This is a genomic window from Ramlibacter aurantiacus, assembly GCF_016722895.1.
GTDB lineage: Bacteria > Pseudomonadota > Gammaproteobacteria > Burkholderiales > Burkholderiaceae_C > Ramlibacter > Ramlibacter aurantiacus.
In genome coordinates, this window is sequence record NZ_JAEQNA010000003.1 from 185,878 (window position 1) to 211,972 (window position 26,095).

Annotated in this window: 24 protein-coding genes and 1 pseudogene; 13 read left to right on the forward strand and 12 right to left on the reverse strand. The window is 69.5% G+C overall.

Translation table 11 applies throughout. The features are described 5' to 3' along the window. Window positions 1-5: 5 nt before the first annotated feature. Genes JI739_RS10865 through JI739_RS10880 form a run of 4 tightly spaced genes read right to left on the reverse strand, consistent with a single transcriptional unit; the run spans window position 6 to window position 5,215 of the window. Complete coding sequence (locus JI739_RS10865) at window positions 6-428, reverse strand: acyl-CoA thioesterase (RefSeq protein WP_201683916.1); 423 nt, start codon at window positions 426-428, stop codon at window positions 6-8. 5 nt (window positions 429-433) lie between these two features. After that, a complete protein-coding gene (locus JI739_RS10870; RefSeq protein ID WP_201683917.1) occupies window positions 434-1,417 on the reverse strand; it encodes a Bug family tripartite tricarboxylate transporter substrate binding protein in 984 nt (327 codons plus the stop codon). A gap of 34 nt (window positions 1,418-1,451) precedes the next feature. Then, window positions 1,452-3,044 (reverse strand): indolepyruvate oxidoreductase subunit beta family protein, encoded by a 1,593-nt coding sequence (locus JI739_RS10875; protein WP_201683918.1) that lies wholly within the window; start codon window positions 3,042-3,044, stop codon window positions 1,452-1,454. Window positions 3,045-3,058: 14 nt separating this feature from the next. After that, entirely contained in the window at window positions 3,059-5,215 is a 2,157-nt protein-coding gene (locus JI739_RS10880) for a thiamine pyrophosphate-dependent enzyme (protein WP_201683919.1), read from the reverse strand. A gap of 54 nt (window positions 5,216-5,269) precedes the next feature. Between JI739_RS10880 and JI739_RS10885 the strand changes: the two genes are divergently transcribed. Further along, on the forward strand, window positions 5,270-6,193 hold the full coding sequence (locus JI739_RS10885) for a LysR family transcriptional regulator (protein WP_236589484.1): 924 nt from the start codon (window positions 5,270-5,272) through the stop codon (window positions 6,191-6,193). Window positions 6,194-6,379: 186 nt separating this feature from the next. On the opposite strand, the gene JI739_RS10890 is transcribed toward JI739_RS10885, so the two are convergent. Then, window positions 6,380-6,973 (reverse strand): DUF1989 domain-containing protein, encoded by a 594-nt coding sequence (locus JI739_RS10890; protein ID WP_201683920.1) that lies wholly within the window; start codon window positions 6,971-6,973, stop codon window positions 6,380-6,382. A 220-nt stretch (window positions 6,974-7,193) separates the two neighbouring features. Between JI739_RS10890 and JI739_RS10895 the strand changes: the two genes are divergently transcribed. From JI739_RS10895 to JI739_RS10935, 9 genes are all read left to right on the forward strand, one after another. Beyond that, entirely contained in the window at window positions 7,194-8,162 is a 969-nt protein-coding gene (locus JI739_RS10895) for a Bug family tripartite tricarboxylate transporter substrate binding protein (RefSeq protein ID WP_236589485.1), read from the forward strand. A gap of 105 nt (window positions 8,163-8,267) precedes the next feature. Continuing rightward, window positions 8,268-9,461, forward strand: coding sequence for an aromatic ring-hydroxylating oxygenase subunit alpha (locus tag JI739_RS10900; protein WP_201683921.1), 1,194 nt, complete (start codon window positions 8,268-8,270; stop codon window positions 9,459-9,461). 2 nt (window positions 9,462-9,463) lie between these two features. Further along, window positions 9,464-10,468, forward strand: a complete 1,005-nt coding sequence (locus JI739_RS10905; RefSeq protein ID WP_201683922.1) for a D-2-hydroxyacid dehydrogenase — start codon at window positions 9,464-9,466, stop codon at window positions 10,466-10,468. Between the two features lie 37 nt (window positions 10,469-10,505). Next, on the forward strand, window positions 10,506-11,432 hold the full coding sequence (locus JI739_RS24430) for a PDR/VanB family oxidoreductase (protein WP_201683923.1): 927 nt from the start codon (window positions 10,506-10,508) through the stop codon (window positions 11,430-11,432). Between the two features lie 16 nt (window positions 11,433-11,448). Continuing rightward, window positions 11,449-12,585, forward strand: coding sequence for a M20 family metallopeptidase (locus tag JI739_RS10915; RefSeq protein WP_201683924.1), 1,137 nt, complete (start codon window positions 11,449-11,451; stop codon window positions 12,583-12,585). Further along, entirely contained in the window at window positions 12,582-13,460 is an 879-nt protein-coding gene (locus tag JI739_RS10920) for a 2-hydroxy-3-oxopropionate reductase (RefSeq protein ID WP_201683925.1), read from the forward strand. The genes JI739_RS10915 and JI739_RS10920 overlap by 4 nt, the downstream gene beginning before the upstream one ends. A 3-nt stretch (window positions 13,461-13,463) precedes the next feature. Further along, window positions 13,464-15,227 (forward strand): thiamine pyrophosphate-requiring protein, encoded by a 1,764-nt coding sequence (locus JI739_RS10925; protein ID WP_201683926.1) that lies wholly within the window; start codon window positions 13,464-13,466, stop codon window positions 15,225-15,227. 3 nt (window positions 15,228-15,230) lie between these two features. Beyond that, the gene (locus tag JI739_RS10930) at window positions 15,231-16,679 is read left to right on the forward strand and encodes an NAD-dependent succinate-semialdehyde dehydrogenase (protein WP_201683927.1); all 1,449 of its coding nucleotides are present in this window, start codon (window positions 15,231-15,233) and stop codon (window positions 16,677-16,679) included. Between the two features lie 22 nt (window positions 16,680-16,701). Further along, complete coding sequence (locus tag JI739_RS10935; RefSeq protein ID WP_201683928.1) at window positions 16,702-17,664, forward strand: Bug family tripartite tricarboxylate transporter substrate binding protein; 963 nt, start codon at window positions 16,702-16,704, stop codon at window positions 17,662-17,664. Window positions 17,665-17,699: 35 nt separating this feature from the next. On the opposite strand, the gene JI739_RS10940 is transcribed toward JI739_RS10935, so the two are convergent. The 4 genes and pseudogenes from JI739_RS10940 to JI739_RS10950 form a co-directional block, all read right to left on the reverse strand. Beyond that, window positions 17,700-18,389, reverse strand: coding sequence for a GntR family transcriptional regulator (locus tag JI739_RS10940; protein WP_201683929.1), 690 nt, complete (start codon window positions 18,387-18,389; stop codon window positions 17,700-17,702). Window positions 18,390-18,441: 52 nt separating this feature from the next. Further along, a pseudogene (locus JI739_RS24435) lies at window positions 18,442-18,591 on the reverse strand (IS21 family transposase); the annotation flags it as partial. A 216-nt stretch (window positions 18,592-18,807) separates the two neighbouring features. Further along, window positions 18,808-20,160, reverse strand: a complete 1,353-nt coding sequence (locus JI739_RS10945; protein ID WP_201683930.1) for a DUF3999 family protein — start codon at window positions 20,158-20,160, stop codon at window positions 18,808-18,810. Next, entirely contained in the window at window positions 20,157-22,919 is a 2,763-nt protein-coding gene (locus JI739_RS10950) for a DUF2339 domain-containing protein (RefSeq protein ID WP_201683931.1), read from the reverse strand. The genes JI739_RS10945 and JI739_RS10950 overlap by 4 nt, the downstream gene beginning before the upstream one ends. A gap of 207 nt (window positions 22,920-23,126) precedes the next feature. Here JI739_RS10950 and JI739_RS10955 point away from each other — a divergent pair, with 207 nt between their 5' ends. Next, window positions 23,127-23,276, forward strand: coding sequence for a hypothetical protein (locus JI739_RS10955; RefSeq protein ID WP_201683932.1), 150 nt, complete (start codon window positions 23,127-23,129; stop codon window positions 23,274-23,276). Here the strand turns inward: JI739_RS10955 and JI739_RS10960 are convergent. Together JI739_RS10960 and JI739_RS10965 are read right to left on the reverse strand one after the other, a co-directional pair. After that, window positions 23,273-23,620, reverse strand: coding sequence for a hypothetical protein (locus JI739_RS10960; protein WP_201683933.1), 348 nt, complete (start codon window positions 23,618-23,620; stop codon window positions 23,273-23,275). The two genes, JI739_RS10955 and JI739_RS10960, sit on opposite strands and share 4 nt — an antisense overlap. Then, a complete protein-coding gene (locus JI739_RS10965; RefSeq protein ID WP_201683934.1) occupies window positions 23,617-23,892 on the reverse strand; it encodes a GlsB/YeaQ/YmgE family stress response membrane protein in 276 nt (91 codons plus the stop codon). Before JI739_RS10965 ends, JI739_RS10960 begins: the two co-directional genes overlap by 4 nt. A 283-nt stretch (window positions 23,893-24,175) precedes the next feature. On the opposite strand from JI739_RS10965, the gene JI739_RS10970 reads away from it, so the two are divergent. Continuing rightward, complete coding sequence (locus tag JI739_RS10970) at window positions 24,176-24,736, forward strand: DUF924 family protein (RefSeq protein ID WP_201683935.1); 561 nt, start codon at window positions 24,176-24,178, stop codon at window positions 24,734-24,736. Between the two features lie 3 nt (window positions 24,737-24,739). Further along, window positions 24,740-25,198, forward strand: coding sequence for a c-type cytochrome (locus tag JI739_RS10975; protein WP_201683936.1), 459 nt, complete (start codon window positions 24,740-24,742; stop codon window positions 25,196-25,198). Window positions 25,199-25,207: 9 nt separating this feature from the next. On the opposite strand, the gene nadC is transcribed toward JI739_RS10975, so the two are convergent. Continuing rightward, complete coding sequence (gene nadC / locus JI739_RS10980; RefSeq protein WP_201683937.1) at window positions 25,208-26,089, reverse strand: carboxylating nicotinate-nucleotide diphosphorylase; 882 nt, start codon at window positions 26,087-26,089, stop codon at window positions 25,208-25,210. Window positions 26,090-26,095 lie beyond the last annotated feature (6 nt).

Consider the following 26,095-nt stretch of genomic DNA (forward strand, 5'->3'; position numbering starts at 1 on the left):
AAAATTCATGGCTTGCCGCCGCAAGCCGCCCGGATCTCCGCCGGAATCTCCCGCGCAAAGATGCTCCCGTCTTCCCGCCGGCCCGCGAAGATTCGCACCTCGTCGCATTCCATGATGGCGTCCTCACCCCGCGTCACCCGGTAGCGCTGCACGAAGCTCTTGCCGCGCCACTCGGCGATGCTCACCGCCACCTGCAGGGTGTCGCCGTAGCTGGCGGTCTTGCGAAAGCGGGCGTGGGTGTCCACCACCGGGGTGCCGATGATGCCCAGGGTGCGCTCGGCCTCGTGCCAGGGCGGCAGGCCGCATTCGACGAAGAAGTTGCGCGAGGCCGCGTCGATCCAGCGGAAGAAGTTCGGAAACCAGACGATGCCGGCCGGGTCGCAGTCGCCGAACTCCACCCGCACGCTGTAGGGAATGGTCTTGCTCATGAACCTCATTCGGCCGCGATCTTGCGCTCGCGGATGATGGCGCCGAAGCGCTTGGAGTCTTCGCTCGCCTTGGCCGCGAACTGCGCCGGGGTCAGGGGCAGGGCCTCGCCGCCCAGGGCGACGATGCGGTCCTGGATGGCCTTGGTGCCCAGCACCTTGTTGATCTCGGTGTTCAGACGGGTGATGACCTCGGGCGGGGTGCCGGCCGGCGCGTAGAAACCGAACACGCTGTCGGCGTCGAAGCCCTTCAGGCCGGCCTCGGCCAGGGTGGGCACGTCGGGGTACAGCGGCGAGCGCTTGGGGCTGCCCACGGCCAGCAGCTTCAGGCGGCCGGTCTTGGCGTGCTGCAGGCCCACGCCCGGGTCGAAGTGGAAGTCGATCTGGCCGGCCAGCAGGTCCTGCAGGGCGGGCGCGGCGCCGCGGTAGGGCACGTGCACGGCGAACAGGCCGGCCTGGCTCTTCATCATCTCGGCGGCCAGGTGCGGCGAGCTGCCGTTGCCGGGCGAGCCGAAGGTGAGCTTGCCGGGGTTGGCCTTGGCGTAGCGCAGGAACTCCTGCACGTTGTTCACCGGCAGCTGCGGCTTGGTCATGAGGTACACCGCGATGCGCGCGGCCGAGGCCACCGGCACCAGGTCCTTGGCCGGGTCGAAGGCCATGCGTGCATACAGGTGCGGGTTGATGGAGACCATGCCGCCCGAGCTCATGAGCAGGGTGTAGCCGTCGGCCGGCGCGCGGGCCACGGCCTCGCCGCCGATGTTGCCGTTGGCCCCGCCCCGGTTCTCGATCACCACCGGCTGGCCCAGCGCCTCCGACAGCGGCTGGCCGATGGCGCGGGCCAGGGTGTCGGCGGCGCCGCCGGCCGGGAAGTTCACGATGACGCGGACCGGCTTGGTGGGCCAGCTGCCGGCGCCCTGGGCCAGGGCGGCCAGCGGCGTGAGGCCGGCCGAGGCCAGGGCGAGGGCGATCAAGGTGCGGCGGGTGGTCTTCATGGGACGGTCTCCTTGGGTGAACGAAGTGGGTTGTTCAGAACGTGTGCGGCGCGGCTGGCCGGGGCTTGCGCACGAAGCGGATCGGCTGCTCCTTCACCGGCCGCGGTGGCGCGCCGTGGCGTGCCAGTGTCGCATCGAGGGCGGTGCCGGCCTCGTCGGCCAGGGCGGCCTGGCGGGCCTCGGCGATGGCGCGGGCGCTGGCCTCGGGCGATTCGCCGTGGGCCAGGTGGTCCAGCACGTGCAGCAGGTTTTCCTTGCCGCGCTCGTTGGTCGCGCCGTAGCCCTTGATCAGCCGCCCGCAGAGGGCGATCTCGTGGCCCAGTGCCCAGTCGCGGCGGCTGCCATCCACCACGCCCTGCAGCCAGCGGTCGATCATGGCCTGCTCCACCGCGAAGCGGCTGCCGCGCACGCGCAGCGCCTTGCACGAAGCGAGCACGCGCAGCGACAGCATGCCGAAGACCGAGTGCGTGCCCACCTTGAGCGGCAGGGCCCAGGGCGCGCGGCCGGCGGCGGCGCGGCGGCGGTCCCAGGCCACCAGCCGCTGCGCCAGGGCGGGCGGCAGCAGCGCGGCGAACTCGGGCACGCCGGGCTTGAAGTGGTCCCAGAGCTGCAGCAGGTCGTCGTCGCCGGCCTTGACCTCGCCCCGCACGCGCTGCCAGCGGCTGGCGCGGCTCTTGAGGTCGGCCACGCGCACGATGTCGTCGAAGGCCATCCACAGCGCCAGCCAGCGGGCCATCTCGGTGGTGGTGGCGAAGCCGTGGGCGCCGTTGGGGTCGGCGGCCTGCTCGGCCTGCAGCACCTGGGCCAGGCGCTGCAGGTAGCGCTCGGCATACGCCGCGTCCTGGTAGTCGACCAATCTCGCGTAGCCGAGGGACAGCATCTCGTGCACGGGCTGCGGGAAGCGCTGCAGCACCTGCGGCGGTACCGAAGGCGTTGTCTGTTCGGCTGGCGGCGGTGCGATCACGGCCTGCAGATACGCCGCCTGCTCCTGCGCCCGGCCCACGATCTCGAAGGCCTTGGCGAAGCCGCGCAGGCTGGCCGCCGCGGTGGCCGCGCCGCCGGCTTTCACGGCCGCCTCGTAGTCCTCTCGCTTGAACGGAAAGAGGCCGCTGGCGGCGATGGCGCCCAGCATCACGGCGCTCACCACCGTGCCGCATTCCTTGGCGACGGCCGACATGTCGAAGACGTGGTGCTCGCGGCTGAAGGCCTTGACCACGGCCAGCAGGTCGGGCGATTCGACGCGGCCATCGCCCATCTGCATGCGCTCGATGGTGGTGAGCGAGCGGCTGGTGGAGGTGATCACGCGGGTGCGATCGGGCGTGCTCATGCCGTTGCCGATCTGGCGCGCGGTCTCCAGCAGCTCGGACGAGACCAGCGCATCGAGCGCGCCGGGCACGGGGTTGAGGCTGAAGACCGGGCGCCGTCCGCCCAGGCTGGCGATCGGTTGCGGGAACACCTCCACGTAATAGGTGGTGGCGCCGGTGCGCTGCGCCACGCCGGGGATGGAGGTGGCCTGCGCCGGATAGCCGGCGTGCCGCGCGGTCTCCACCAGCCACTCGGTGAGCACGCCGCCGCCTTCGCCGCCCAGGGCGCAGACCAGGAGGGTGATGGCCTTGTCGTTGTTCATGTCGTCTCTCTTCGTCAGGCCGTTTGGAGCGCGCGCACCAGGCCGCCGCGCAGGCTGGCCCACAGTCGCTCGTGCCATTTGGGGTTCTGGATCACCTCGGCCCGGTAGAAGCTGGGGCACAGGGTGGCGGCGTGCGCATTGGCGCCGCACAGGCCGCAGCCCACGCAGCCGTCGATGACGGTGGCCACCGGGTCCACCTTGAGCGGGTCGGGGTTGTCCTTGAGCGTGAGGGTGGGGCAGCCCGACAGGCGAATGCAGGCATGGTCGCCGTTGCACACGTCTTCGTCCACGCCGTATTTCACGCGCACCACGCGCTCGCCTTTCTTGAGCAGGCCGGCGATCCAGGGCTTGATGCGGCGTTGCCGCTCGAGCTGGCATTCGCCCTCGGCCACGATCACTTTCAGGCCGTCGAAGGGGGAGGTGAAGGCTTCCTTCAACGTCTCGCGCACCTTGTCCACCTCGTAGGTGTGCACGGTGCGCATCCACTTCACGCCCAGCCCCTGCAGGGTCGATTCGATGGTGCGATTGGTGTGCACCAGGCTCTGGCCCTTGTCGGTGGCGTGGGCCTTGGCGGCGTCCTGCGGGGTGGAGATCAGCTCCTGCGTGCCGGTGGCCGAGGAGTAGCCGTTCTTGAAGATCAGCAGCACGGCGTCGTCGCCGTTGAACAGGGCCGACTGCACGCCCGTGAGCAGCCCGTTGTGCCAGAAGCCGCCATCACCCATGATGGCCAGCGTGCGCCTTTGCATCATGGGCGACACGCCCGCCCGGCTGGCCAGGCTCATGCCGTAGCCCAGGATGGAGTGGCCGGTGTGGAAGGGCTCGAAGGTGCCCAGCGCATGGCAGCCGATGTCGGCCGCCACGTGCACCGGCCCCAGCTCCTGCTGCGCCAGCTTGAGCGCCGAGAACACCGGCCGCTCGGGGCAGCCCACGCAAAAGCCCGGCGGGCGCGCCGGCAGCGGCTTGTCGAGCTGCGCGGCGACGGCGGCGCGGCGTTCGCGGTTGCCATCCAGCCAGCGGCGCGCCGTCTCGGTGGCCGGGCCCGGCAGGTAGGCCGCGGCGAATGATGTGAGGCCGGTGGACAGCACCTCCACGCTGTACTCGCCGCCCTGGGGCAGCAGGTCCTTGCCGTGCAGGCGCGTCTGGATGTCGCGGCGGCGCAAGCCGGTGGCGATCTCCTGCTCGATGTACTCGGGCTGGCCTTCCTCGACCACCAGCACGCCGCGCTTGCCGACGCAGAAGTCGGCCACCTGCTCGGGCACCAGCGGGTAGGTGACGTTGAGCACCAGCAGCGGGATGTCGCTCTCGCCGAAGGCATCGGCCAGGCCCAGTTGCTGCAGGCTGCGCACCAGCGCGTTGTACAGGCCCCCCTGCACGATGATGCCGAGGTCGTCGTGCTTGCCGCCTGTCATCAGCTCGTTCAAACCGTTCTCGAGGATGTAGCGGCGCGCGGCGGGAATGCGCTTTTCGTGCTTGAGTTTTTCGTGCGGGAAGGTGACCGGCGGGTGCGCCAGCCGCATGTAGTCGAACTTGGCCGGGTCGGCCATCAGCTCGCGCGTGGAGATGGCCGGCGCCTGGTTGGCCTTGGCCTCGAAGCTGCCGCGCACGTGGCAGGCGCGGATGCGTAGCTCCAGGATGGCCGGCATGCTGGACGCCTCCGACAGGCGAAAGCCGTGCTCGACCATGTTCACCATCACCGGCAGGTCAGGGCGCGGATCGAGCAGGCACATGGTGGACTTGAGCGCGAAGGCATGGGTGCGCTCCTGGATCACCGAGGCGCCCTCGCCGTAGTCCTCGCCCACCACGATCAACGCGCCGCCGGTCACGCCCGGCGAGGCCAGGTTGGACAGCGCGTCCGAGGCCACGTTGGTGCCGACGATCGATTTCCAGGTCACCGCGCCGCGCAGCGGGTAGTGGATGGACGCGCCCAGCATGGCGGCGGCCGACGCTTCGTTGGCGCAGGCCTCCACGTGCACGCCCAGCTCGTCCATGTAGGGCTTGGCCTGCACCATCACGTCCAGCAGGTGCGACACCGGCGCGCCCTGGTAGCCGCCCACGTAGGCCACGCCCGACTGCAGCAGCGCCTTCGTGATGGCCAGGATGCCCTCGCCATGGAAGGTCTCGCCCTCGCCCAGGCGCAGGGACTCGATTTCCTTGCTGAATGAAACTTCCACCGCAATCTCCTGAATCGCCGGAGTGTCGGCTGGCTGGCGGTATCAATCAATAAAATGAAGCGACTAAGCGAGATAAGTTCGGTGCATATCAACGAGATCGATCTCAACCTGCTGCGCCTGTTCGACGCGGTGTACCTCAGCCGCAGCGTGAGCCGCGCCGCCGAGCAGCTGGACCTGACCCAGCCGGCAGCCAGCCAGGGACTGACGCGGCTGCGCGGGCTGTTGCACGACCCGCTCTTCGTGCGTGCGCCGGGCGGGGTGCGGCCGACGCCGCGGGCCGACCGGCTGGCCGACCCGGTGCGGCAGGCGCTGGCCACGCTCGAAGCCGCGCTGGCCGACGCCGACGCGTTCGATCCGGCCCGGTCGCGGCGAACCTTCCACCTCCACATGAGCGACATCGGCGAGGGCCGCTTCCTGCCACCGCTCATGGCGGCGCTGCGCCAGCGCGCGCCGGGCGTGCGGGTCGAGGCCCGGCCCTGGCCCCCCGAGGAGCTGTCGGCAGCGCTGGACAGCGGGCGCATCGACTTCGCGTTCGGCTTCCTGCCCACGGTGAAGGACACCCAGCGCCTGCGCCTGCTGGACGACCGCTATGTGCTGCTGCTGCGCCGCGGGCACCCGTTCCTGGCGCGCCGGCGCACCGGGCGGGCGCTGCTGGCGGCGCTGGCCGAGCTGGATTTCGTGGCCGTGCGCACCCACGCCGACACCCGGCGCATCCTGCAACTGCTCCAGTTGGAAGAACGGTTGCAGCTGGTGACCGAGCACTTCCTGGTGCTGCCTTCCATCGTGCGGGCGACGGACCTGGCGGCGCTGGTGCCGCGCGAGATCGCCGAGGGCTTTGGCGCCGAGGTGGCCTTCCTCGAGCCTGCCTTTCCGCTGCGCGACTTCACGGTGTCGCTGCACTGGAGCCGCCGCTTCGAGGGCGATCCGGGGCATCGGTGGTTGCGCGAGCTGGTGGCGGAGTTGTTCCGCACGCGCTAGGCGGGGCCTGGGCGGAGCCGCTCAACCCTTTCTCCCTGAGCTGGTCGGCGGGCCCGAACGCAGTGGTCGGTCCGGTGAACGGGGCCCCGGTGATCTCCCGGGGCACCGTGGTCCTGGAGCCGCCTGGGTAGCCGAGGGCGCTCCCATCGCTGGAGCCGCGTTCTGCCGCCGGAGAACGAAAGCGTTTCAGTCGAGCACGCAATAACCCACCGGCTGCGGCGTACAGCCGTGGGCGTTGACCGGCACCATGTCCTGCGGACACGCGGACATGACCGCGATGCAGTCCTGCAGGGCACGGAAGGTGACGAAGTCGCCTACCTTGGCCTGCGGCTCGACTACTTCCATGTCCTGGTGATCGTGGAAGTGCGTGTTCATGAAGAGGTTCAGCGGCGTGGGCACGTAGCCGGGATCGATGCCGGTGGGCCCCAGGGCCTCGCGCATGTTGTCTGCGCAGTTGTGGTGATGGCCCTGGGCCCCCAGAAGCTTGTAGCGGGCGCGGTCGCACGCGGCGAAAAGCATGCAGTGCGTGCCGGGAGACTGATCGTCTTCCAGCTTGAGAATGGGTTCGCGCAGCTGCGTGTAGAGCGTGTCGCCCACCCGTGGCTTGATGCGACCGAGGGTCACGACGGAATGGGGCATGGACATGTGCTGCGAGCCGTCCAGCAGGTAGGCCCACAGATCGACCACCTGGCCGCCGTGCGTGTTGACGATGCGTAGCGCCTGGCCTTTGTTCAAGGACACGCGGGTGCCGCTGCGGGCGGGGAGGACGACAAGGTTCACGGTACGCTCTCGAAACTGGTTGACTAGTTGAGCATAGCGGCTCCCCGGAGCATGCGCAAGGCTGCCGCGCCTCGTTCGCAGGGGCAAGCGGGTCCCTGAAGGAGCAAACCTACGGCGCCCGGGCCAGGCACCCGGGGGGCGGGCACAGGTCCTGCTAGGTGAAACCACTAGGCTAGCCGACTAGATGCCTACTATCCTCTTTCAACCCCAGGAGAACTCCATGTCCGTCCGGAAGATTGCCAGCTGCTTTGCCTTCGCCGCTTGTTCGCTCATGGCCGTCCAAGTTGGTGCGCAACAGGCCTATCCCACCCAGCCCATCCGCTTGGTGGTGCCTTTCGCACCTGGAGGCACTGTCGATATCCTGGCGCGCCTGATCGCGCAGCAGATCGCCAGCCCCCTGGGGCAGAGCGTGATCGTCGAGAACAAGCCGGGCGCGGGATCGGCGCTGGGCAGCGACTTCGTGGCCAAGGCGCCGGCCGACGGCTACACGCTGCTGATGGCGTCGACCAGTTCGATGGTGATCAATCCGAACCTGCAGAAACTGCCCTACCAGCTGAGCAACTTCGCGCCGGTCACGCTCGTGGCTTCCGTGCCGCACGTGATCGTGGTCAATCCCAAGGTGCCGGCGAAGAACCTCAAGGAATTCCTGGCCTACGCCAAGCAGGCCGGAAAGGTCAACTACGCGACGGCGGGCACCGGCACGCCGCACCATTTGTCGGGTGCGCTGCTCGCCCACATGGGGGGCGTCTCGATGACGGACGTGCCGTACAAGGGCACCGGGCCGGCGCTCGTCGACGTGATCAGCGGCCAAGTGGAAATCATGTCGGTGGACCTGCCGCCGGCCCTGCCCCACATCGCCAGCGGCAAGGTGCGGGCGCTGGGCGTCGCGGCCAAGAAGCGCGCGCCGCAGGCGCCCGACATCCCGACGATCGCGGAAGCGGGACTGCCCGGCTTCGAGGTGACGGGCTGGTATGGCGTGGTCGCGCCCGCCGGCGTACCGCAGCCGGTGATCGACAAGCTCGCCGTCGCGATCAGCCAGGCCATGGGCTCGGCCGAGATGAAGGAGAAACTGGCTCAGCTGGGTGCCACCCCCGAGGGCATTTCCTCGAAGGATTTCGGCGACTTCATGGGCAAGGAAAGCACCAAGTGGTCCAACGTCATCAAGACGGCAAACATCAAGATCGAGTAGTCCGCTGAGTGCCGGCCGGAGACCCGCCGTGGGCGTCGCGGGCAATTTCCTTGACCTCACGGACGACAACTGGTTAACTAGCGGTGTAGCCACTCAACGCTTCCCATGACTCCCACGAACATCTTTTCGCCCGAGCACTACACCGCTCAACGGCTTCCCCTGCACCAGGCCTCGCCCCTTCCAGGCTGGTGCTACACCTCGCCCGAGTGGTATCAGCGTGAGCTGGACACGATGTTCCGCAAGGACTGGCTGTGCGTCGGTCGCGCCGAGCAGATCCCTCGCGTCGGGGACTACTTCTCCCTTGAGCTGATTGGCCAGCCGCTCATCGTCGTGCGTGACGAGACAAGACAGGTGCGCGTGCAGTCGGCCCTGTGCCGCCACCGCGGGGCGATCATCACGGAGGGCGCGGGCAGGTGTCGCGCCTTCGTGTGTCCCTATCACAGCTGGACCTACAGCCTGAGCGGCAAGCTGCTGGCCACCCCTGGCAACCCGCCGCCGATGGCCGGCGTCGAGGGCTTCGAAAAGGAAGACCACACGCTCTCGCAGATCCGCAGCGAGGTGTGGGGCGGCTTCATCTTCGTCACCTTCAACGACAAGGCCGAGCCGCTGACGCAGTGGCTGGGCGACCTGCCGGAGTTCCTCGAAGGCTACGACCTCGAGAGCATGACCTGGACCAACCGCGACACCTACGAGGTCGACTGCAATTGGAAGGTCTGGCTGGAGAACGCGTTCGAAAACTACCATGTCGCGACCATCCACCGGCAGCACTACAACCCCCAGAGCCCCCAGAACTGGCTGTTCGAACGGACGCAGGGCCCATGGGAAGCGATGTCGAGCAAGCGAAGCATCGTCGCGTACTCGGGACTACCGCCCATCCCGGGCCTGGACCCGGCAAAGGAGTCGACGCTGTATCACATCTGGATCCAGCCCAGCCTGCAGGTGATCCTGACCTCCTCGTACATGAAGTTCCGCCAATACCTGCCGCTGGGGCCGAACAAGTTGCGCCTGTACGAGAACTGGACCTTTCCACGAGCAACGGTGGAGTTGCCCGACTTCAACACCATCGTCGGACCGGACTACTACGAGAAGTACTCACAGGTGGTGCGCGAAGACATCGGCATCAATCCGAACATCCAGAAGGCGATGGCCTCCGGCGCCTACCGTCCGGGAAGACTGTCGCTGGAGGAATACGTGGTGCACCGCATCGCTCAGCGGGTGCTCGACAGGGTGCTCGGCCCCGATGAGCAGGCCAGGCGCCGCGATCGCGACGGCGCAACGGCGGCGGCGGAGGTGGCTTGAGCATGGCATACACGAAAGGCCAGCCCCTGCACATCCACATCGAGAACGCCAGCACGTTGATGCCGGTGTTCATCGTGCGGCCCGACCAGTACGACAGGGCGCTCACCCGGCATCCCGACGTCGCGGAGCGCATCCGCACCACATGGGGCCGGGACCAGGACATCTATGCGCAGGCTGCCAGGACGGCCGACGCGATGATCACCTATCGCTTCCCGCACAAGACCCTGGCCGCCGACGCACCGAACCTGAAGCTGCTGCAGGTGCTGGGCGCCGGCGTGGACTACCTGCTGCCGCTGGACTGGGTGCCACAGGGTGTGACGGTGCTGACCAACAGCGGCGCGCACGTGCCCAAGGCGGCACAGTCGGCGCTGATGGCCATGCTGATGGTCAACGGCCGACTGCCACAGCTGGCGACCAGCCAGCGCCAGCGCAAGTGGAACCGCATCTTCACATCCACGTTGGAGGGCAAGACGCTGCTGATCGTGGGCGTGGGCGCCATCGGCGCCGGGGCAGCGGAATACGCGAAGCAGTTCGGCATGACCGTCATCGGCACACGCCGCAGCGGCCAGCCGCAGCCCCATGTCGATGAAATCCACAGACCCGAGGCGCTGCACAGCCTGCTGCCGCGCGCGGACATCGTGCTGGTGAACACCGCGCTGACGCCCGAGACGAAGTTCATCATGGGCGCCAGGGAGTTCGCTCTCATGAAACAGGGCGCAGGCTTCATCAACATGTCCCGCGGCGGCCTGGTGGACCCGGCGGCGCTCGATGCGGCACTGCGCAGCGGCCACTTGAGCGGCGCAGTGATCGACGTGACGTATCCGGAGCCGCCTCCGGAGGACTGGCCCTACTGGGACACGCCCAACCTGATCATCACGCCGCACGTGCTGTCCGACGACATCGACAACTACGTGCCACGCACCCTGGACCTGTTCTTCGACAACATCCGCAGCTTCTTCGACGGCAAGCCCCTTACCAACCGGGTGGACCTCGGACGCAACTACTGAGGCGCGCGTGGACAAAGGAAGCGAAGAGTCACGCCTGGTGCGCATCCGCGGCATCCGGCAGGTTGCCACGGACGTCAATAGCTACGAGCTGGTGCCAGCGGACGGCCGGCTATTGCCGGCCTTCACGGCCGGAGCCCACATCGACGTGCAGGTGCCCAACGGGATGGTGCGGCAGTACTCGCTGCACGGCAACCCGGCCGATCGCAGCGCCTGGCACATCGCCGTCAAGCGCGAGATGGCAGGACGCGGCGGATCGGCAAGCCTTCACGACTTCGCGGAAGTCGGCAGTGCGCTGGGCATCGTGGGTCCGCGCAACCACTTCCCGCTGGCGGCAGGCGCCAAGCGGCACCTCTTCATCGCGGGCGGCATTGGCATCACGCCGCTTTACGCAATGGCGCAGGCGCTGAGCGCGCGGGACGAAAGGTGGGACCTCCACTACTGCGCGCGCACGCCGGACCACGCGGCCTTCTACAACGAGCTCCAGTCCCTGCGGGGCGGCAGTGTGACGCCGCACTTCAGCGAAGTCCCGACGCTGGACGTGACGACCTTGCTGCATGAGGAGCCTGAGGGCACACACCTCTACTGCTGCGGCCCGGCGGGCCTGATGAAGGCCGTGGAGACGGCGAGCCGACACTGGGCGCCTGGCACCGTGCACTTCGAATGGTTTGCCGCGCCGGTGACCGACCATCCAGCAAACCAGCCGGTAGAGGTCGAACTCGCACGAAGCAGCATCATCCTGCTCGTCCCGGCCGAGCGCTCCATCCTGCAGGTGGTGCGCGAGAACGGAATCTACGTCGAGTGCGCGTGCGAGGAAGGCGTGTGCGGCACCTGCGAAACCGCTGTGCTGGATGGCGAGCCGCAGCATCGCGACATGCTGCTGTCGCCCGAGGAACGCGCCGGCAACCGCACCATGATGATCTGCGTTTCCCGAGCGAATTCGAAGCGCTTGGTGCTGGATCTTTGACATGCCTCGAGACGACATGACGGATCCAATCGACCTCACGCGCCGGCTGATCGCCTTTGACACCGTGAATCCGCCGGGGCGCGAGCGCGAATGTGCGCTGGCCCTGGCCGACCTGCTGCAGCAAGCCGGCTTCGACACCCGCCTCGTGCCGCTGGGCCAGGACCGCGCGAACCTGATCGCAACGAAGGGCCGCCCCGGCAAGCGCGGGCCGCTGGTGTTCACCGGCCACATCGATGTGGTGCCGTTGGGTACGCGCGAGTGGTCGCATGCTCCTTTCGCGGGCGAGATCGTGGACGGGAAGATCTACGGTCGCGGCTCCAGCGACATGAAGGGCGGCATCGCGGCCATCGTATGCGCGGCCGTGGCCGAGGCCCACCGCATGGTCGACGGCATGCAGGTGGCATTGATCATCACCGCTGGGGAAGAGACTGGCTGCGATGGCGCAGAGGCCATCATCGCGGCTGGACTGCAGTTCAAGGCAGGGGCGCTGGTCGTGGCCGAACCGACAGCGAACATGCCCTATGTGGGCCACAAGGGCGCGCTGTGGCTGCGCGGCATCGCCAGGGGAGTGACCGCGCACGGCTCCATGCCCGAGGCCGGCGACAACGCCGTGTACAAGGCCGCGCGTGCGACGACGCGCCTGTCGTGCTTCCATTTCGACGTCGACCCGCATCCGACGCTGGGGGCGCCCACGCTGAACGTGGGAACGTTCCACGGCGGTCTGAACATCAACTCCGTGCCGGACCGCGCGGTGATCGAGATCGATCTGCGCACCATCCCCGGGATGGATCATGCGGATCTGCGCCAGGCGATCACCGTCCACATGCAGGAAGAGATGGAGGTCGAGACGGCCATCGACCTGCCGGGCGTGTGGACTTCGCCGCAACAGCCCTGGGTGGAACGCACCATCGCGATCGCGTCGCAGGAGACCGGCGAGCCCTTCCAGCTCAGGACCGCGACGTACTTCAGCGACGCATCCGTCCTGGTGCCCGCCTTGGGCGGTGCGCCTACCCTCATCCTCGGCCCCGGTGAACCCGGGCAGGCGCACCAGACGGACGAGTGGTGCGCCGTGGAGCGAATCCAACAGGCAACGCGGATCTACCGGCGAATGATTGCCGAGTGGGCCGAACAAGATCAGGAGAACACGCAATGAAAGTTGGATTCGTTGGCCTGGGCATCATGGGACGTCCAATGGCGCTCAACCTTGCCGCCGCGGGCCATTCGCTTGTCGTCTACGGAAAGCGGTCCGTGCCCGAAGACGTCCGCGCCGCGGCTGCAACCGTCGTGACATCACTGGCGGAGTTGGCCCGGCAATCGGAAGTGGTCATCCTCATGGTGCCCGACACGCAGGACGTGGAGAACGCCCTGTTCTCCGAGGACGGCATCGCCGCCGGCCTCGTGCCCGGCAAGCTGGTGATCGACATGAGCTCGATCTCGCCTATCGCCACCAAGGAGATCGCCAAGCGCGTCGATGCGCTGCAGTGCGACTTCCTCGATGCGCCCGTGTCCGGGGGCGAAGTCGGCGCGAAGACCGCGTCGCTGACCATCATGGTGGGCGGCGGAGCCGAGGCTTTCCAGCGTGCGAAGCCGCTCCTCGAGAAGATGGGCAAGAACATCACGCTGGTGGGCGGCAACGGTGACGGGCAGACGACCAAGGTCGCCAACCAGATCATCGTGGGCCTCACCATCGAGGCGGTGGCCGAGGCACTGCTCTTTGCCTCCAAGGCGGGCGCCGATCCCGCCAGGGTGCGTGAAGCGCTCATGGGCGGATTCGCCGCCTCGCGCGTGCTGGAAGTGCACGGCGATCGGATGGTCAAACGCACCTTCGAGCCGGGCTTTCGCATCGACTTGCACCACAAGGACCTCGGCCTCGCCCTCCAGGGCGCGACGTCGCTGGGCCTGAGCCTGCCGAACACGGCCGCGACGCAACAGCTGTTCAACGCGGCCCGCGCGGTCGGCGGCGGCTCCTGGGACCACTCGGGCGTGGTGCAGGTCCTGGAGATGCTCGCCTCGCACAAGCTGGCCTGAGGCATGGACGCGCGCACGACCCGCCTGCCCTCGCCCGAGGTCCCGCCGGAACCCGCCATCGAATCGGTGGCCGAGGCCTTCCTCGCGCTGCTCAAGGACCGCGGCATCGAGAACTTCTACGTGGGCGCCGGCACGGATACCGCGCCGATCGTCGAGGCGTACGCGCGCGCCGGTGGTCGCACTGACCGGTACCCGAACCCCATCGTGTGCACGCACGAGAACCTGGCCTTGGGCATGGCCCACGGCTACTACATGGTCAGCGGCCGGCCGCAGGCCGTGATGCTGCACGTCAGCGTGGGAACGGGCAATGCGGTGTGCGGGGTCATGAATGCCGCCCGAGGCCAGGCGCCCGTGCTGTTCACGGCGGGCCGAACGCCGCTCTACGAGCATGGCCGGCTGGGCGCGCGCGACAGCGAGATCCATTGGGGGCAGGAGATGTTCGACCAGGCGGGTCTGGTGCGTGAGATGGTCAAGTGGGACTACGAGTTGCGAAACGCCATCCAGGTCGAAGACCTGGTGGATCGCGCGCTCACGATCGCGATGAGCGAGCCGCGCGGACCGGTGTACCTGACCCTGCCGCGCGAAGTGCTGGCCGAACCGGCGCCGGACCTGTCGCCGCGCGCCGCGCCGGCCATCCCCGCGCCGCCTGCGCCCGATCCACGCGCCGTGATGTCGCTGGCGCAGGCGCTCACGCGCGCGAAGGAGCCGGTGATCATGTGCACCGCCAGCGGCGCCGACATGCGTACCGTCGACGCGCTGTCCGCGCTGTGCAATCGCTATGGCATCGCCGTGGGCGAGGCGAGGCCGCGCTACGTGAACGTACCTTCCTCGCACCCCCTGCACGTGGGCTACGACCGCGGCGCCATCTTCGAATGGGCGGATGCCCTGCTCTTCCTGGAATCCGACGTCCCCTGGATTCCCGGCAAGGCCTCGCCCGTTCCCGGCACTTTCATCGCGCAGGCCGGCACCGACCCGGCATTCGCGCGCTACCCGGTGCGCGGCCATCGCTGCGATCTGAGCATTACCACCACCGTTCACGCACTCATCGAGGCCCTGGACGTCGCTCTCCGGGAGTGCGGCGCCGAGGCATCCGCTGGGGCGCGCCGCCAGAGGCTGTCGGCGCGCGCGGCGATCATTGCCAGCACCGTCGGCGAGCGCATCGGAGCAGACCAGGCGCAGGGTGGGCCCATCACCAAAGCCTTCCTCTCCACGGCGTTGGATGCCGTTCGCCCGCGCGACGCCATCGTGGTCAATGAATACTCGGCGCTCCGTGAGTGCTTCACCTTCGAGGAGCCGGGCTGCTACTTCCTGCATCCGGACGTCTCGGGCCTGGGCTGGGGCTATCCCGCGGCGCTGGGCGCCAAGCAGGCAGCACCAGACCGCACGGTATTTGCGGTGATGGGCGACGGCGCGTATCTCTTCGCCAACCCGGCCGTGTGCCATCACGCGAGCGCCATGCACGGCCTGCCGGTGATCGCCGTCGTGTTCGATAACGGTGGATGGGAGGCGGTACACAGGTCCGCGGTGGGCATCTACCCGGACTCGCATTCCATGCGCTTCGCGAAGAGCCATGAAGAGTCCAGTGGGATGGCGCCCCTTTGCTCGCTGGACCCGATGCCGGACTTCACACGCTATGCCGAAGCATCGGGCGGCGTGGGCTTGCGCGTCACTGAAAGGTCGAGGCTGGAAGAGGCCCTGCGCCGGGCCGTCGCCGTGGCAGAGGGCGAGAAGCGCCAAGTGCTGGTCCACGTCATCGGCCGGGGCTGAGACATGTACCCGGAGCTGGGCCTGTTGATCGACGGCGAATGGATCTCCGGTTTGGAGCGTGACGCAATCGTGGTGCGCAACCCCGCGACGGGTGCGCCGATCGGCGAGTTGCCCGTGGCCACGGTGCAGGACATCGACCGCGCGGCCGAGGCAGCGCAGAAGGCCTTCCCGGTGTGGCGCGGCATCACGGCGCTCGATCGGGGTCGCGTCCTCGCCCGCATTGCGACAATCCTGCGCGAACGCACGGCCGAACTCTCAGCCATCCTGACCCTGGAACAGGGAAAGCCGCTGCGGGAAGCCGCCGCCGAGATCGCCGCCACGGCCGACAGCTTCGAATGGATGGGCGAGGAAGGCCGCCGCGTGTACGGCCGCGTCGTGCCTTCGCGATTCGCGGATGCCGAGCAACTCGTCGTCCACGAGCCCATAGGTCCCGTCGCCGCCTTCTCGCCCTGGAATTTTCCAGCGATCCTGGGTGGGCGCAAGATTGCGGCCGCCCTTGCGGCGGGCTGCACGATTGTGCTGAAACCTGCCGAGGAGGCACCAGGTATCCTGGTGGCGATCGCAAAGATCTGCGAATCCTGTGGCGTGCCGGCAGGGGTCATCAACCTCCTGTTCGGGGTTCCTGCACGGATCTCGCAGCGGCTGATCGAGCGTCCCGAGATTCGGAAGCTGTCCTTCACCGGATCGACGCCCGTTGGGCGGCATCTCTCAGGCCTGGCGGGTGCGGCGCTCAAGCGCATCACGCTGGAACTCGGCGGCCATGCGCCCGTGATCCTCTGCGAGGACGCCGACCTTGAGCGGGCGCTGCAGCTGGGCGTGGCGGCCAAGTTCCGCAATGCGGGGCAGGTGTGCAACTGCCCCACGCGTTTTTACGTGCACGAGAAGGTTTTCGGCGAGTTCTGCGAGCGCTTCTCGCAGCTTGCTCGCAACCTGGTCGTGGGCGATGGACTGGAAGAAGGGGTGCACATGGGTCCGCTCATCCACGAGCGGCGCGTGCGCGCAATGCGCGAATACACCGAGGACGCCGTGGCCGGCGGCGGCGAGATCCTGTGCGGGGGCGATGCGCCGTCCGAACTCGCGGCCAGCCTGCAAGACGGCACTTTCTGGGCGCCCACGGTGATCGCGCTCGCCGGCAACGAGGCGCGGGTTCTGCGCGAAGAGCCTTTCGGCCCGCTCGCGCTGATGCAGCCCTTCTCCGATCTTGACGAAGCCATCGGCCGGGCGAACGGGTCCGACTATGGCCTGGCCGCCTACGCGTTCACCCAATCGCTGAAGAGCGCACGCCGCATCCAGGAGCGCATCGAGGCTGGATGCTTCAGCCTCAATACCTTTGCCATCACGCCACCGGAACTGCCTTACGGCGGCGTGAAGCAAAGCGGCTTCGGCCGCGAGATGGGCAGCGAAGGGCTGCTCGAGCATTTCCAGACCAAGGCAGTGATACGTGCGGTATGAAGCGCCGCCGAAGGAGTAGCTGATGTCGATTCGTCGTTGGATTGGGGCCGCTGCCGCCTCCTTCTTGCTGTGCGCCACCGCGCAAGCGCAGTATCCGGACAGGCCGGTGCGCATCATCGTGCCCTTCGCACCTGGCGGCGCGGTGGACGCCATCGCGCGCATCATCGCCGAGCGCATCTCCGGACCGCTCGGCCAGAATGTGCTGGTGGAGAACCGCGTGGGCGCAGGCTCGGTGGTTGGTACGGAAGCAGCTGCGCGCGCAGCACCGGATGGGTACACGCTACTCATGGGCTCGGCCAGCGGCTTCATGATCAACCCGCTGCTGCAGACGCTGCCCTACGACCCGATGAAGGCTTTCGCGCCCGTTGCGCTCGTCGGACGCGTGCCCTTCGTCATCGTCAGCAGCGCGGAGTTGCCACCCAAGGATCTGAAGCAGTTCATCGAGTACGCCAAGGCCCGCCCGGGAAAACTCGCGTACGCCTCGGCCGGCGCCGGCACGCCGCACCATGTGGCGGGCGAGATGTTCAAGCAGAAGACTGGCACGGACCTCGTGCACGTGCCCTACAAGGGTACGGCGCCGGGCATCCTGGACGTGGTGAGCGGACGGGTTGCGCTCATGCCAGCGGAAATCCTTGCGGCGCTGCCGCACGTACGCTCGGGCAAGCTACGGGCGTTGGGCATTGCCACCGCGGCACGCAGCCCCGTCGCGCCCGACATCCCCACACTGAAGGAAGCCGGCCTGCCCGAGCTGGAGGTCACGACGTGGTACGGCTTGGTCGCGCCCACCGGCACGCCGCCCGACGTCCTGAACAAGCTGAGTGAGACGGTCGTGAAGGCGCTCGCCGACAACGAGGCCCGCGAAAAGCTCGCGAAGATCGGCGTGATCCCCGGCGGTCCCGCGGGGACCGAGTTCGCCGCCTTCCTGCGCGAGGAGAATGTGAAGTGGACGAAGGCCGTGAAAGAGACGAACGTGCGGCTGGAGTGAGCCGCGACTGCGCACGCAGCGACAGAAGGCGGCCTTCAGTCCGCCTTCGCTGTCTTGCGCGACGCGGCGCTGGCCGCGAACTTCATCTCAAAGTCTGCCGCGTGGCCGATATGCTCGCGTAATCGCTGCGCCGCCAAGTCGGCATCGTGCGCTTCCAGCGCAGCGATGATGCGCTCAAGTTCGGTGAACCAGGTCTTCATGCGCGCTGGTGTCGAAGGTGTGCTCTTCTTGAGCCACTGCGCCTTTTCAAGGAGGTTGCGCAACACGCTGCCGATCAGGGAATTGCCGGCGGCTTCATAGACCGTCGAGTGAACCATCGAGTCGAACGTGTCGAGCTCATCGAAGGTGTCTTCATCGTGGGTGCCGTCGTCCAGGGCGCGCGCACGGCGCAGGCCGACGCGCAAGCGCCGCAGCTGCTCCTCGGATATGTTCTGCGCGGCCAGACGGGCCACATGGGTTTCGAGCAGCAGGCGGAAATCGAAGATTTCCCGTATCTCCCCCTCCGTGAGCGACTTCACGTAGCTGCCGCTTTGGGGTGTCACGTTGATCCAGCCTTCGCTGCGCAAGCGCGCGAGCGCCGAGCGGATAGGCGAGCGGCCCACCCCCAGCTCATCGACCAGCCGTGCTTCTGAGATCTTTGCACCCGGTGGATACGTGCATTCGATGATGCGCGTCTTTATGGCTTCGTACGCGCGTGCCGCAGCGGCTGCGGTGTCCAAGGTCATCGTCGTGAGGCAGGTGTCTGAATGGCCAGTTTACACGGGAGCCCCACGGGATTGGCGCCGTCCCGAAGCCCACCAGCGGATCCGACGTGCCCTGCTTCGGCGGCGCCAGCCAGCCCTTGGGTCGGCCGATGCCGCCGTCGCAGCCGCGCTCCGCGATTTGCCGCCGCAACACCGTCGCCGGAATCCATCGCGGCCTGGCCTGCTCGGTGTTCCTGCAGGCACTGGGCGCGCGTCACGCCCAAGTTTGATCTCGGTGACCAGCCACACGGTGGCCCTTGCTGCGCCCGCGGCCAATGTGCCTTCGCCGGACAACGCAGCGAGTGCCCGAACGGAGCTGGTCGGTCCGCGTGTCGGGGCTCTGCCCCGACAGCAACGGTCCGTTCGGCCCGATCCTGTCGAAGGGGCGGCCGCTGCCACCTCAAGGCTTGAGCATCCGCACCAGCCGCCAAGCCAGCACCCCCAGCAGCAATGCACCCGCCACCAGCAGCGTCCACAGCATCATCTGCGGCGACACCCCGGCCGGTACCAGCCGATCCCAGGTCGCCGTTCGTGGCGCCTGCAGATGGGCCGGGCCCAATTGCGCCTGTGGCCACTGCGCCATCGGCAACTCGGTGGCCGCGGACAGCAGCCCCGCATCCACCTGCGCCGACGAGGTGTCCGGGCGGCCAGCGGCCACTCGTAGTGGGCGTGGCCCGCTGGCGTTGAACGCCAGCTCCAGCGGCTCCAACTCCACCCGCAGTCGCAGCAGGGTCGGATCCCACGCATGGCCGGGCAGCGGCTCCAGGCGCAGCCAGCGCATGCCGCGCAGCGCCACCGGCACCGGTGCGCTGCGGTGTGCCTGCGCGCCTTCGCCGTGGCGAAAGGCCAATGCCTGCGCGAGTTGGCGCCAGGGCTGGGCCGGATCGGCGCGGCCGAGCACGCGCAGGGGCAGCACGGCGTCGGCTCGGGTGGGCTCGGGCACCAGGGCGGCGATGGGCGCGGTGGTGTCGATCCGCCACTCCAGGCCGCCATCCACCACCCGCGGCTCGCCCAGTTCGGCCACGGGCCGCGGCGCGGCGGTGGTCGAGGCCCGCCGCGCCTGCAAGGCGGCGAGCGTCACCGCGATCTGCGCGTCCCACTCCAGGCGCAGGTAGCGATCGGCCAGCGATACCGGCCGCTCCAGCCGCAGCGTGTCGTTGGCCGGCCCGCCGTGGTCGAAGCGATAGAGGCTGCCGCGCAGCGGTATCGGGGTCCACTGCGCCAGGTCTGGGCTGGTCGAAGCCTGCAGCCGCACCGGGGTGTTCGGCGGCAACTCGGCCTGCAGCACCAGGGCGTCGATGGGGCGCTTCTCGCCCCGGGTGTCGAACAGCGCCGCCGGCAGGCGCACCTGCCCGGGCGTCGGCGGGCTGCCGTCCACCTGCACCCACACCGCCTGCGGACCGGCGCCGCCCTCCACCCGCACCTGAACGCCGCCCGGTGGCGCCGACGCCGCCTGCACCAGTGGCCAGGCGGGATAGCTGGGCGTGAGTTCGGGCGGGCCGGATGCCGCGCTGCCCGGCACCCGGGCGAATGCGGCCGGCCGGCCGTCGGCGTCGAACACCCGCAGGTCGCCCTGGGCGGGGCTGCGCAGGCGAACCAGCGCCTCGCCGGGCAGCGCCACGCGGCCCCAGCGGGCATCGGCTGGCAGCTCCAGTGGGGCGCTCCAGCTGAAGTCGGCCGGGGCCAGCGGCGCTGCTGCGATGGCCGGCAAGGCCAGGAGCAGCGCCGCCCCCATGCGCAGGCCGCGCGTCATGGCGTCACCTCCCGTCCGCCGGCCGGCACGCTCCGCGGCGGGGGCGGGATGGGCGCGACATACCCCAGCACCAGCATCAGCAGGCCCACGGCCAGGAACACGACGATGCGTTCGCCGCCGCCGCGATTGGCCAGGTCCACCAGGAACAGCTTGAGCACGGTGGCCGCGAGCAGCGCGCCGCCGCCCATCCACAAGGCTCGCCAGCCGCGCCTGAAGCCGGTGACCATCAGCCCCAGCGCCAGCAGCGTCCACAGGATCGAATAGCCGGCCTGCACCCCGAACGAAGACCACAGCGCTTCGGCCCGCCAGGGCACGCCGCCCCAGTGGTGCGCGATCCGCAGCCAGGCGGTGTTGAGCGCGATGAAGCCGGCGGCGGCCGGCGCCCACAGCCAGCGCGCATCGCGGGCGGTCGGCGGCACCGGCAGGGCGGAGCCCCGCAGGCCCAGCAGCCAGGTCGTGACGGTGGCCAGGGCCAGGGCCAGCGCCAGGTCGGTCGGGTTCAGCAGCGGCAGGTAGGGCAATGGCCGCGCGTCGCCGCTGGACCCCACGGCTACCGCCAGCGAACCGGCCAGCAGCAGCGCGGCCAGGGGCGCCGCGGCGATCCAGCGGTAGGCGAGGGCGAAGCGGTCCAGGGGCCAGCGATCCGAAGGCGCGTCGTCGCCGCGCCGCCGGCAGAGGGGCAGCAGCAGCGCGATACCGGCGACCAGCCACACCACCGATGCCCAGCCCGTGCGCCACAGGCCGGCCTGGTCGACGCCATGCACCAGCATGCGGGCCACCAGCAGCGCCAGCAGCCAGACGCCGCCGGCATGCACCCAGGGCCACCAGCCGGCCGGTTCGCCGGCGTCGAGCCGCCGCAGCAGCCGGGCGTGCAAGAGCAGCAGCGGCGGCCACAGCAGCCAGCCGCCTTGCAGCAGCGACAGCGGGTGGTCGAAGGCGGCGATGGCGCCCAGCAGCAGCACGGGCAGCACCGTCCAGGCCGGCGTGGCCGCCACCGGCCAGGCCCGGGCGAGGCCGGGGCGCGCCGCGCGTTCGGCGACGAAGGCCGCGACCACCCAGGCCAGCAGCTTCAGGTGCAGTTGCAAGGCGGGGCTGAACACCGGGTCGGCGCGCCCCATCGCGTCCAGCGGTGCCCGGCCGATCTCGCGATGCAGCCCGTACTGCAGCCAGAGAAAGCCGATCCAGAACAGCCACGCCGGCAGTTGTCGCTCCAGCCGGTCGAAGCGCTGCGCGAGCGGGCGCGCGGCGGGTGCGGCCGGCAGCTGGCGCGCCCACCAGCCGATACCCCAAGCCGAGCCGGCCAGCATGAGGGCACCGATGAAGACGGGATTGGCCAGCGGCAGCAGCGCCCGGTGCGCGCCGTCGTTCGCGCCCAGGTAGGCCAGCGCCGCGAACAGCTGCAGCAGCAGCCCGGCCGCGCGCGCCAGCCGCCGCTCCTGCCGACGGCCCAGCCAATAGACGCCCGCGCCTTCCACGGCCCACACGGCGGAGGTCCAGCGTCCGTCCAGCGCCAGGGGCACGGCCAGGGTGGCGAAGCCCAGCCCCAGTGCGGCGAAGCACTCGGCCAGCCATCGGCCGGGATGCCCCGGCTGCGGGTACCTGCGCGCCAGCCACAGGCCCAGGACGAGGTAGGTGGCGGCCAGCGCCAGGGCGGAGAACGCCGCGCCGAATTCGATCTCCCGCACCAGCGCCGCCTGCAGGCCGAAGCCGATGAGGGGCAGCGCGAAGACCAGGGTGGCGTCCACGGCACGGCGCGGCCCCAGGCCGTGGCGAAGCGCGTGCAGCAGGGTGATGGCGAGGTAGACCGCGAAGAACGCCAGCAGGAAGGGCTGCACGCTGGCGAGCCGGGCAGGGCTGTACTGCAGCACGCCCCATGCGGTGGCGATGGCGAAGGTGGCCATGAATCCCACCCAGTTCAGCACCCGCCAGGGGCGCCAGTTCGCGATGGCGGCAATCGCCAGGCCGAGGACGAGGAAGTAGGCGAACAGCATCACATGGCTGCCCTGGCCCGTGCTCACCAGCAGTGGCGCGGCGAAGCCGCCGGCAAAGGCGGTGACGGCCAGCGCCTGGGTGTCCTGGGCCAGCGCCAGGCCCACGGCCAGCGCGCACACCAGCGCCAGGGCCGCGAATGCGATGCCGGGCGGCAGCAGCTGGTAAAGCCGCAGGGCGGCGAACACCGCGAGGTACAGCGCCGCCGAGCCGCCGCCCTGCAGGGTCAGCGCGTAGGCGCCCCGGCCCTCGCGGTGCCGCAACCGCCAGCCGGCTGCCAGCAGGCCCAGGCCCGCCAAGGCCACCGCGCCCAGCCGGACCGAAGGCGGCAGCAGCGCGTGGTCGATGGCATAGCGGGCGAGGAACGCGAGGCCGACGAACAGCACCAGCACGCCGATGCGCACGATGGCATTGCCGCCCACCACCCAGCGCCCGAGGCGGCGGGCGGCATCCGGCCATGGCACGGTCCAACGTGGGGGCGCGGAGGCCTCGACCGGCAGCGGTCGGCGCGCCGCACCGGGTGGCTGCACGCGTGGCGACGAAGGGGGCGGCGCGGCGATCGGCGCGGTGTCACGGGAGACCGGCTGCTCGGCTGCCGCCGGCACCGCCTTGCCCGCGGGGCCCAGTCCCATCTCCCGCCGCACGGCATTGCGCAAGGTGGCGCCCGCCGCCAGGCCGAGCACGGCTCCGAGCAGCAGGCGGAACAAGGGGTCGGGCCCCGGCCAGACCAGGCCGAGCAACGCGCCCCAGGCAGCGCCCCAGATGAGCATGGAAGTCCCCCTCGTGTGTGGGGGCGGAGTATAGGAAGCGGCCGACTAGCGAGCGACCACCAACCGGCCCCGGCTCATGCGTCGGGGCTGCCTTGCTATCAATTTGTCGACCATCGACACCGTCTGACACGTCGCGTTTCAAATGGATGACGCACGCATGAGGCAGCCGCACGTGCACCGAAGCTCAGGCGCGCGCACGATGCATCCATGAAGATCCTCAACCTGCTCCACCTCACCGTCGCCTGCGCGTTCTACCGCTGGGCGCTGCGGGAGATCGATCCGCTTCATCCCGACGTGCCCAAGCTCCTGCTGCGACGCCAGGAACTGGAAGAGCGGGCGCACCGCCTGTGGGCCTAAGCGCTCCGCCGCGAATGCGGCAGGTCCAGCAGCGCGTGGCGCGCCTGCTGTTCGTCGATGCCCAGCCAGTAGCCGGTGGCCAGGGTCCGCGCCGCGCTGGCCAGGGTGCAGCCGTGCGCCATGGACACGCGGTAAGCCTCGACTTCGTACGCCAGCCGGTGCCGGCGGCTGCTGGCATAGCGCCACCAGAAGCGCAGCAACCCGTCCCGGCGCATCTGCTCGGCATGCACTTTTTCATGCGCCAGCAGGCCGGGATGTCCCCGGAACCGGGGGTGGATGATGATCAACCGCGGCGTCACGGTCATGCCGCAGGCCCATACGAGCATGCGGCTGTGCACGATCATCGGCGCCGCGTCCGGCTGCCCCGCAACACGCCCACCAGCAGCAGCAGCAGCACCGCGCCGAGCACCGCGGCCACCCAGCCGGCAGCCGAATAAGGGCCGGTCAGTCCGAAGCTGGTGGCGATCAGGCGCCCGGCCACCCCACCCGCGATTCCCAGCACGATGGACAGCGTCATGCCCGCGCGGTCCTCGCCCGAGATGATGGCCCGAGCGATCAGGCCGACCACCAGGCCGATCACCGCCGAGCCCAGGATGTGCGTGAGTATGGAATCCATGGAGTCCCCTTTTCCGAATGCCGATCAGGTGAAGCCCATGCTAGGTTGGCGCGACCGTGGGGCGCTGTAGGTCGAGCCTGCGTCCGACCGTCCGACAAGGGCGGCGCGGCCCGAGTTACCCACCGGGCCTGTGGGCCAGGCTGTGGATAGATTCAGGGAAAACCCTCGAAACCCCCGTCCCACCGGGGCTGCGGCTCAGGCTGCGCAATAAAGAGGCAGTGGCCGGGCGAGGTCGGCTGGGCGCGTCATGCCTACACTCATCGCCCCAGCCCGGAGGCCCGACATGACCCTGCCAGACCCATCCCCGATCCGTGCCGCCGACGTGGTCGCCTTCTGGCGCGACGCCGGCCCGGAACGCTGGTTTCGCCGCGACGACGACTTCGACGCGCGCTTTCGCGATCGCTTTCTCCACGCCCACGAACAGGCCGCCCGAGGCGAGCTGGCCGATTGGGAGCGCAACGCCGAAGGCTCGCTGGCGTTGCTGATCCTGCTGGACCAGTTCCCGCGCAATGCCTTCCGGGGCTCGGCGCGCACCTTCGCCACCGACGCCGCCGCGCGTGAGCTGGCCCGGCGGGCGCTGGCCGCCGGTCACCGGGAGCAGGTCGAGCCGGCGCTGCGCCGCTTCTTCCACCTGCCGTTCACGCACTCGGAGTCGCTGGCCGACCAGGACCAGGCGGTGGCGCTCGCGCGCGAGCTGGACGCCGACAGCCTGAAGTGGGCCGAGCACCACCGCGACATCGTGGCGCGCTTCGGGCGCTTTCCGCATCGCAACGACGTGCTCGGCCGCGAGAGCACGGCGCAGGAGCAGGCCTTCCTGGCCGAGGGCGGCTTCGGGGGCGGCTGACGCATGCGCCACGCCTTCGCGGTGCTCACGCTCGGCCTGACGCTGGCCGCCTGCGACCGCGCCGACGACGACGGCGGCATTCGCCTGCGCACCGACGATGCGCAGGTGCTGGCCCTGGGCGAGCGGGTGTACCGCCAGCATTGCGCCGCCTGCCACGGCGCCCGCCTCGAGTGCCAGCCCAACTGGCGCGAGCGCGACGCCGCCGGCCGCCTGCCCGCGCCGCCGCACGATGCCGGCGGGCACACCTGGCACCACCCCGACGCCGTGCTGTTCGACATCACCAAGTACGGCGTGGCCCGCGCGGCGCGGCTGAAGGACTACGACAGCGCCATGCCGGCGTACGAGGGGGTGCTGAGCGACGCCGAGATCGTGGCCGTGCTGTCGTGGATCAAGGCGCAGTGGCCGGCGCCGATCCGGCGCCAGCAGGAAGAAGTGGACCGCGCGGCGCGCGAGCGGCGCTAGGGCTTGGCGTCAGGCCCGCTCGAGGGGCTTGTCGGCAAAGCGCATGGAGAAGTCCACCGCCTTGATGTCCTTGATCAGCGCGCCCACCGAGATGCGGTCGACGCCGGTTTCGGCCATCTCGCGCAGGGTGTCCAGGGTGACACCGCCGGAGATTTCGAGGCTGCAGCGGCCGTTGGCGATGCGCACCGCCTCGCGGATGGTGTCGATGGACATGTTGTCCAGCAGCACCATGTTCACGCCGGCGTCGAGTGCCTCCTGCAGCTGCGCCAGCGTCTCCACCTCGACCTGGATGAAGCTCACCGGCTGCGTCAACGCCTGGGCCGCGCGGAAGGCGGCCGTCAGGCCACCGGCCGCGGCGATGTGGTTTTCCTTGATCAGCACCGCGTCGAACAGGCCCATGCGGTGGTTCTGGCCGCCACCGCAGCGCACCGCGTACTTCTGCGCCACGCGCAGGCCCGGAATGGTCTTGCGGGTGTCGATGATGGCGGCGCGGGTGCCGCGCACCTCCTGCACGTAACGCGCGGTGCGGGTGGCGACGGCGCTGAGCGTCTGCAGGTAGTTCAGGCACACCCGCTCGGCGGTGAGCAGCTCGCGCGCGGCGCCGTCGATCTCGACGATCTTGCCGCCGGGCGTGCAGCGCTGGCCGTCCTGCAGGTGCCAGCGCGCCCTGGCCGAGGGCGCCACCTGGCGCAGCACTTCCATCACCCACGGCTGGCCACAGAGCACCGCGTCCTCGCGGCAGGTGATGGTGCCGGTGACCATCTTGTCGGCCGGCACGAGCGAGGCCGTGAGGTCGCCGCTGCCCACGTCCTCGTCCAGGGCGCGGCGCACGTCGGCCTCGATCTGTTCGGCGGCAGGAGCGGCAGGAGCGGCAGGGGAAGTCGTCGTCATGGTCGG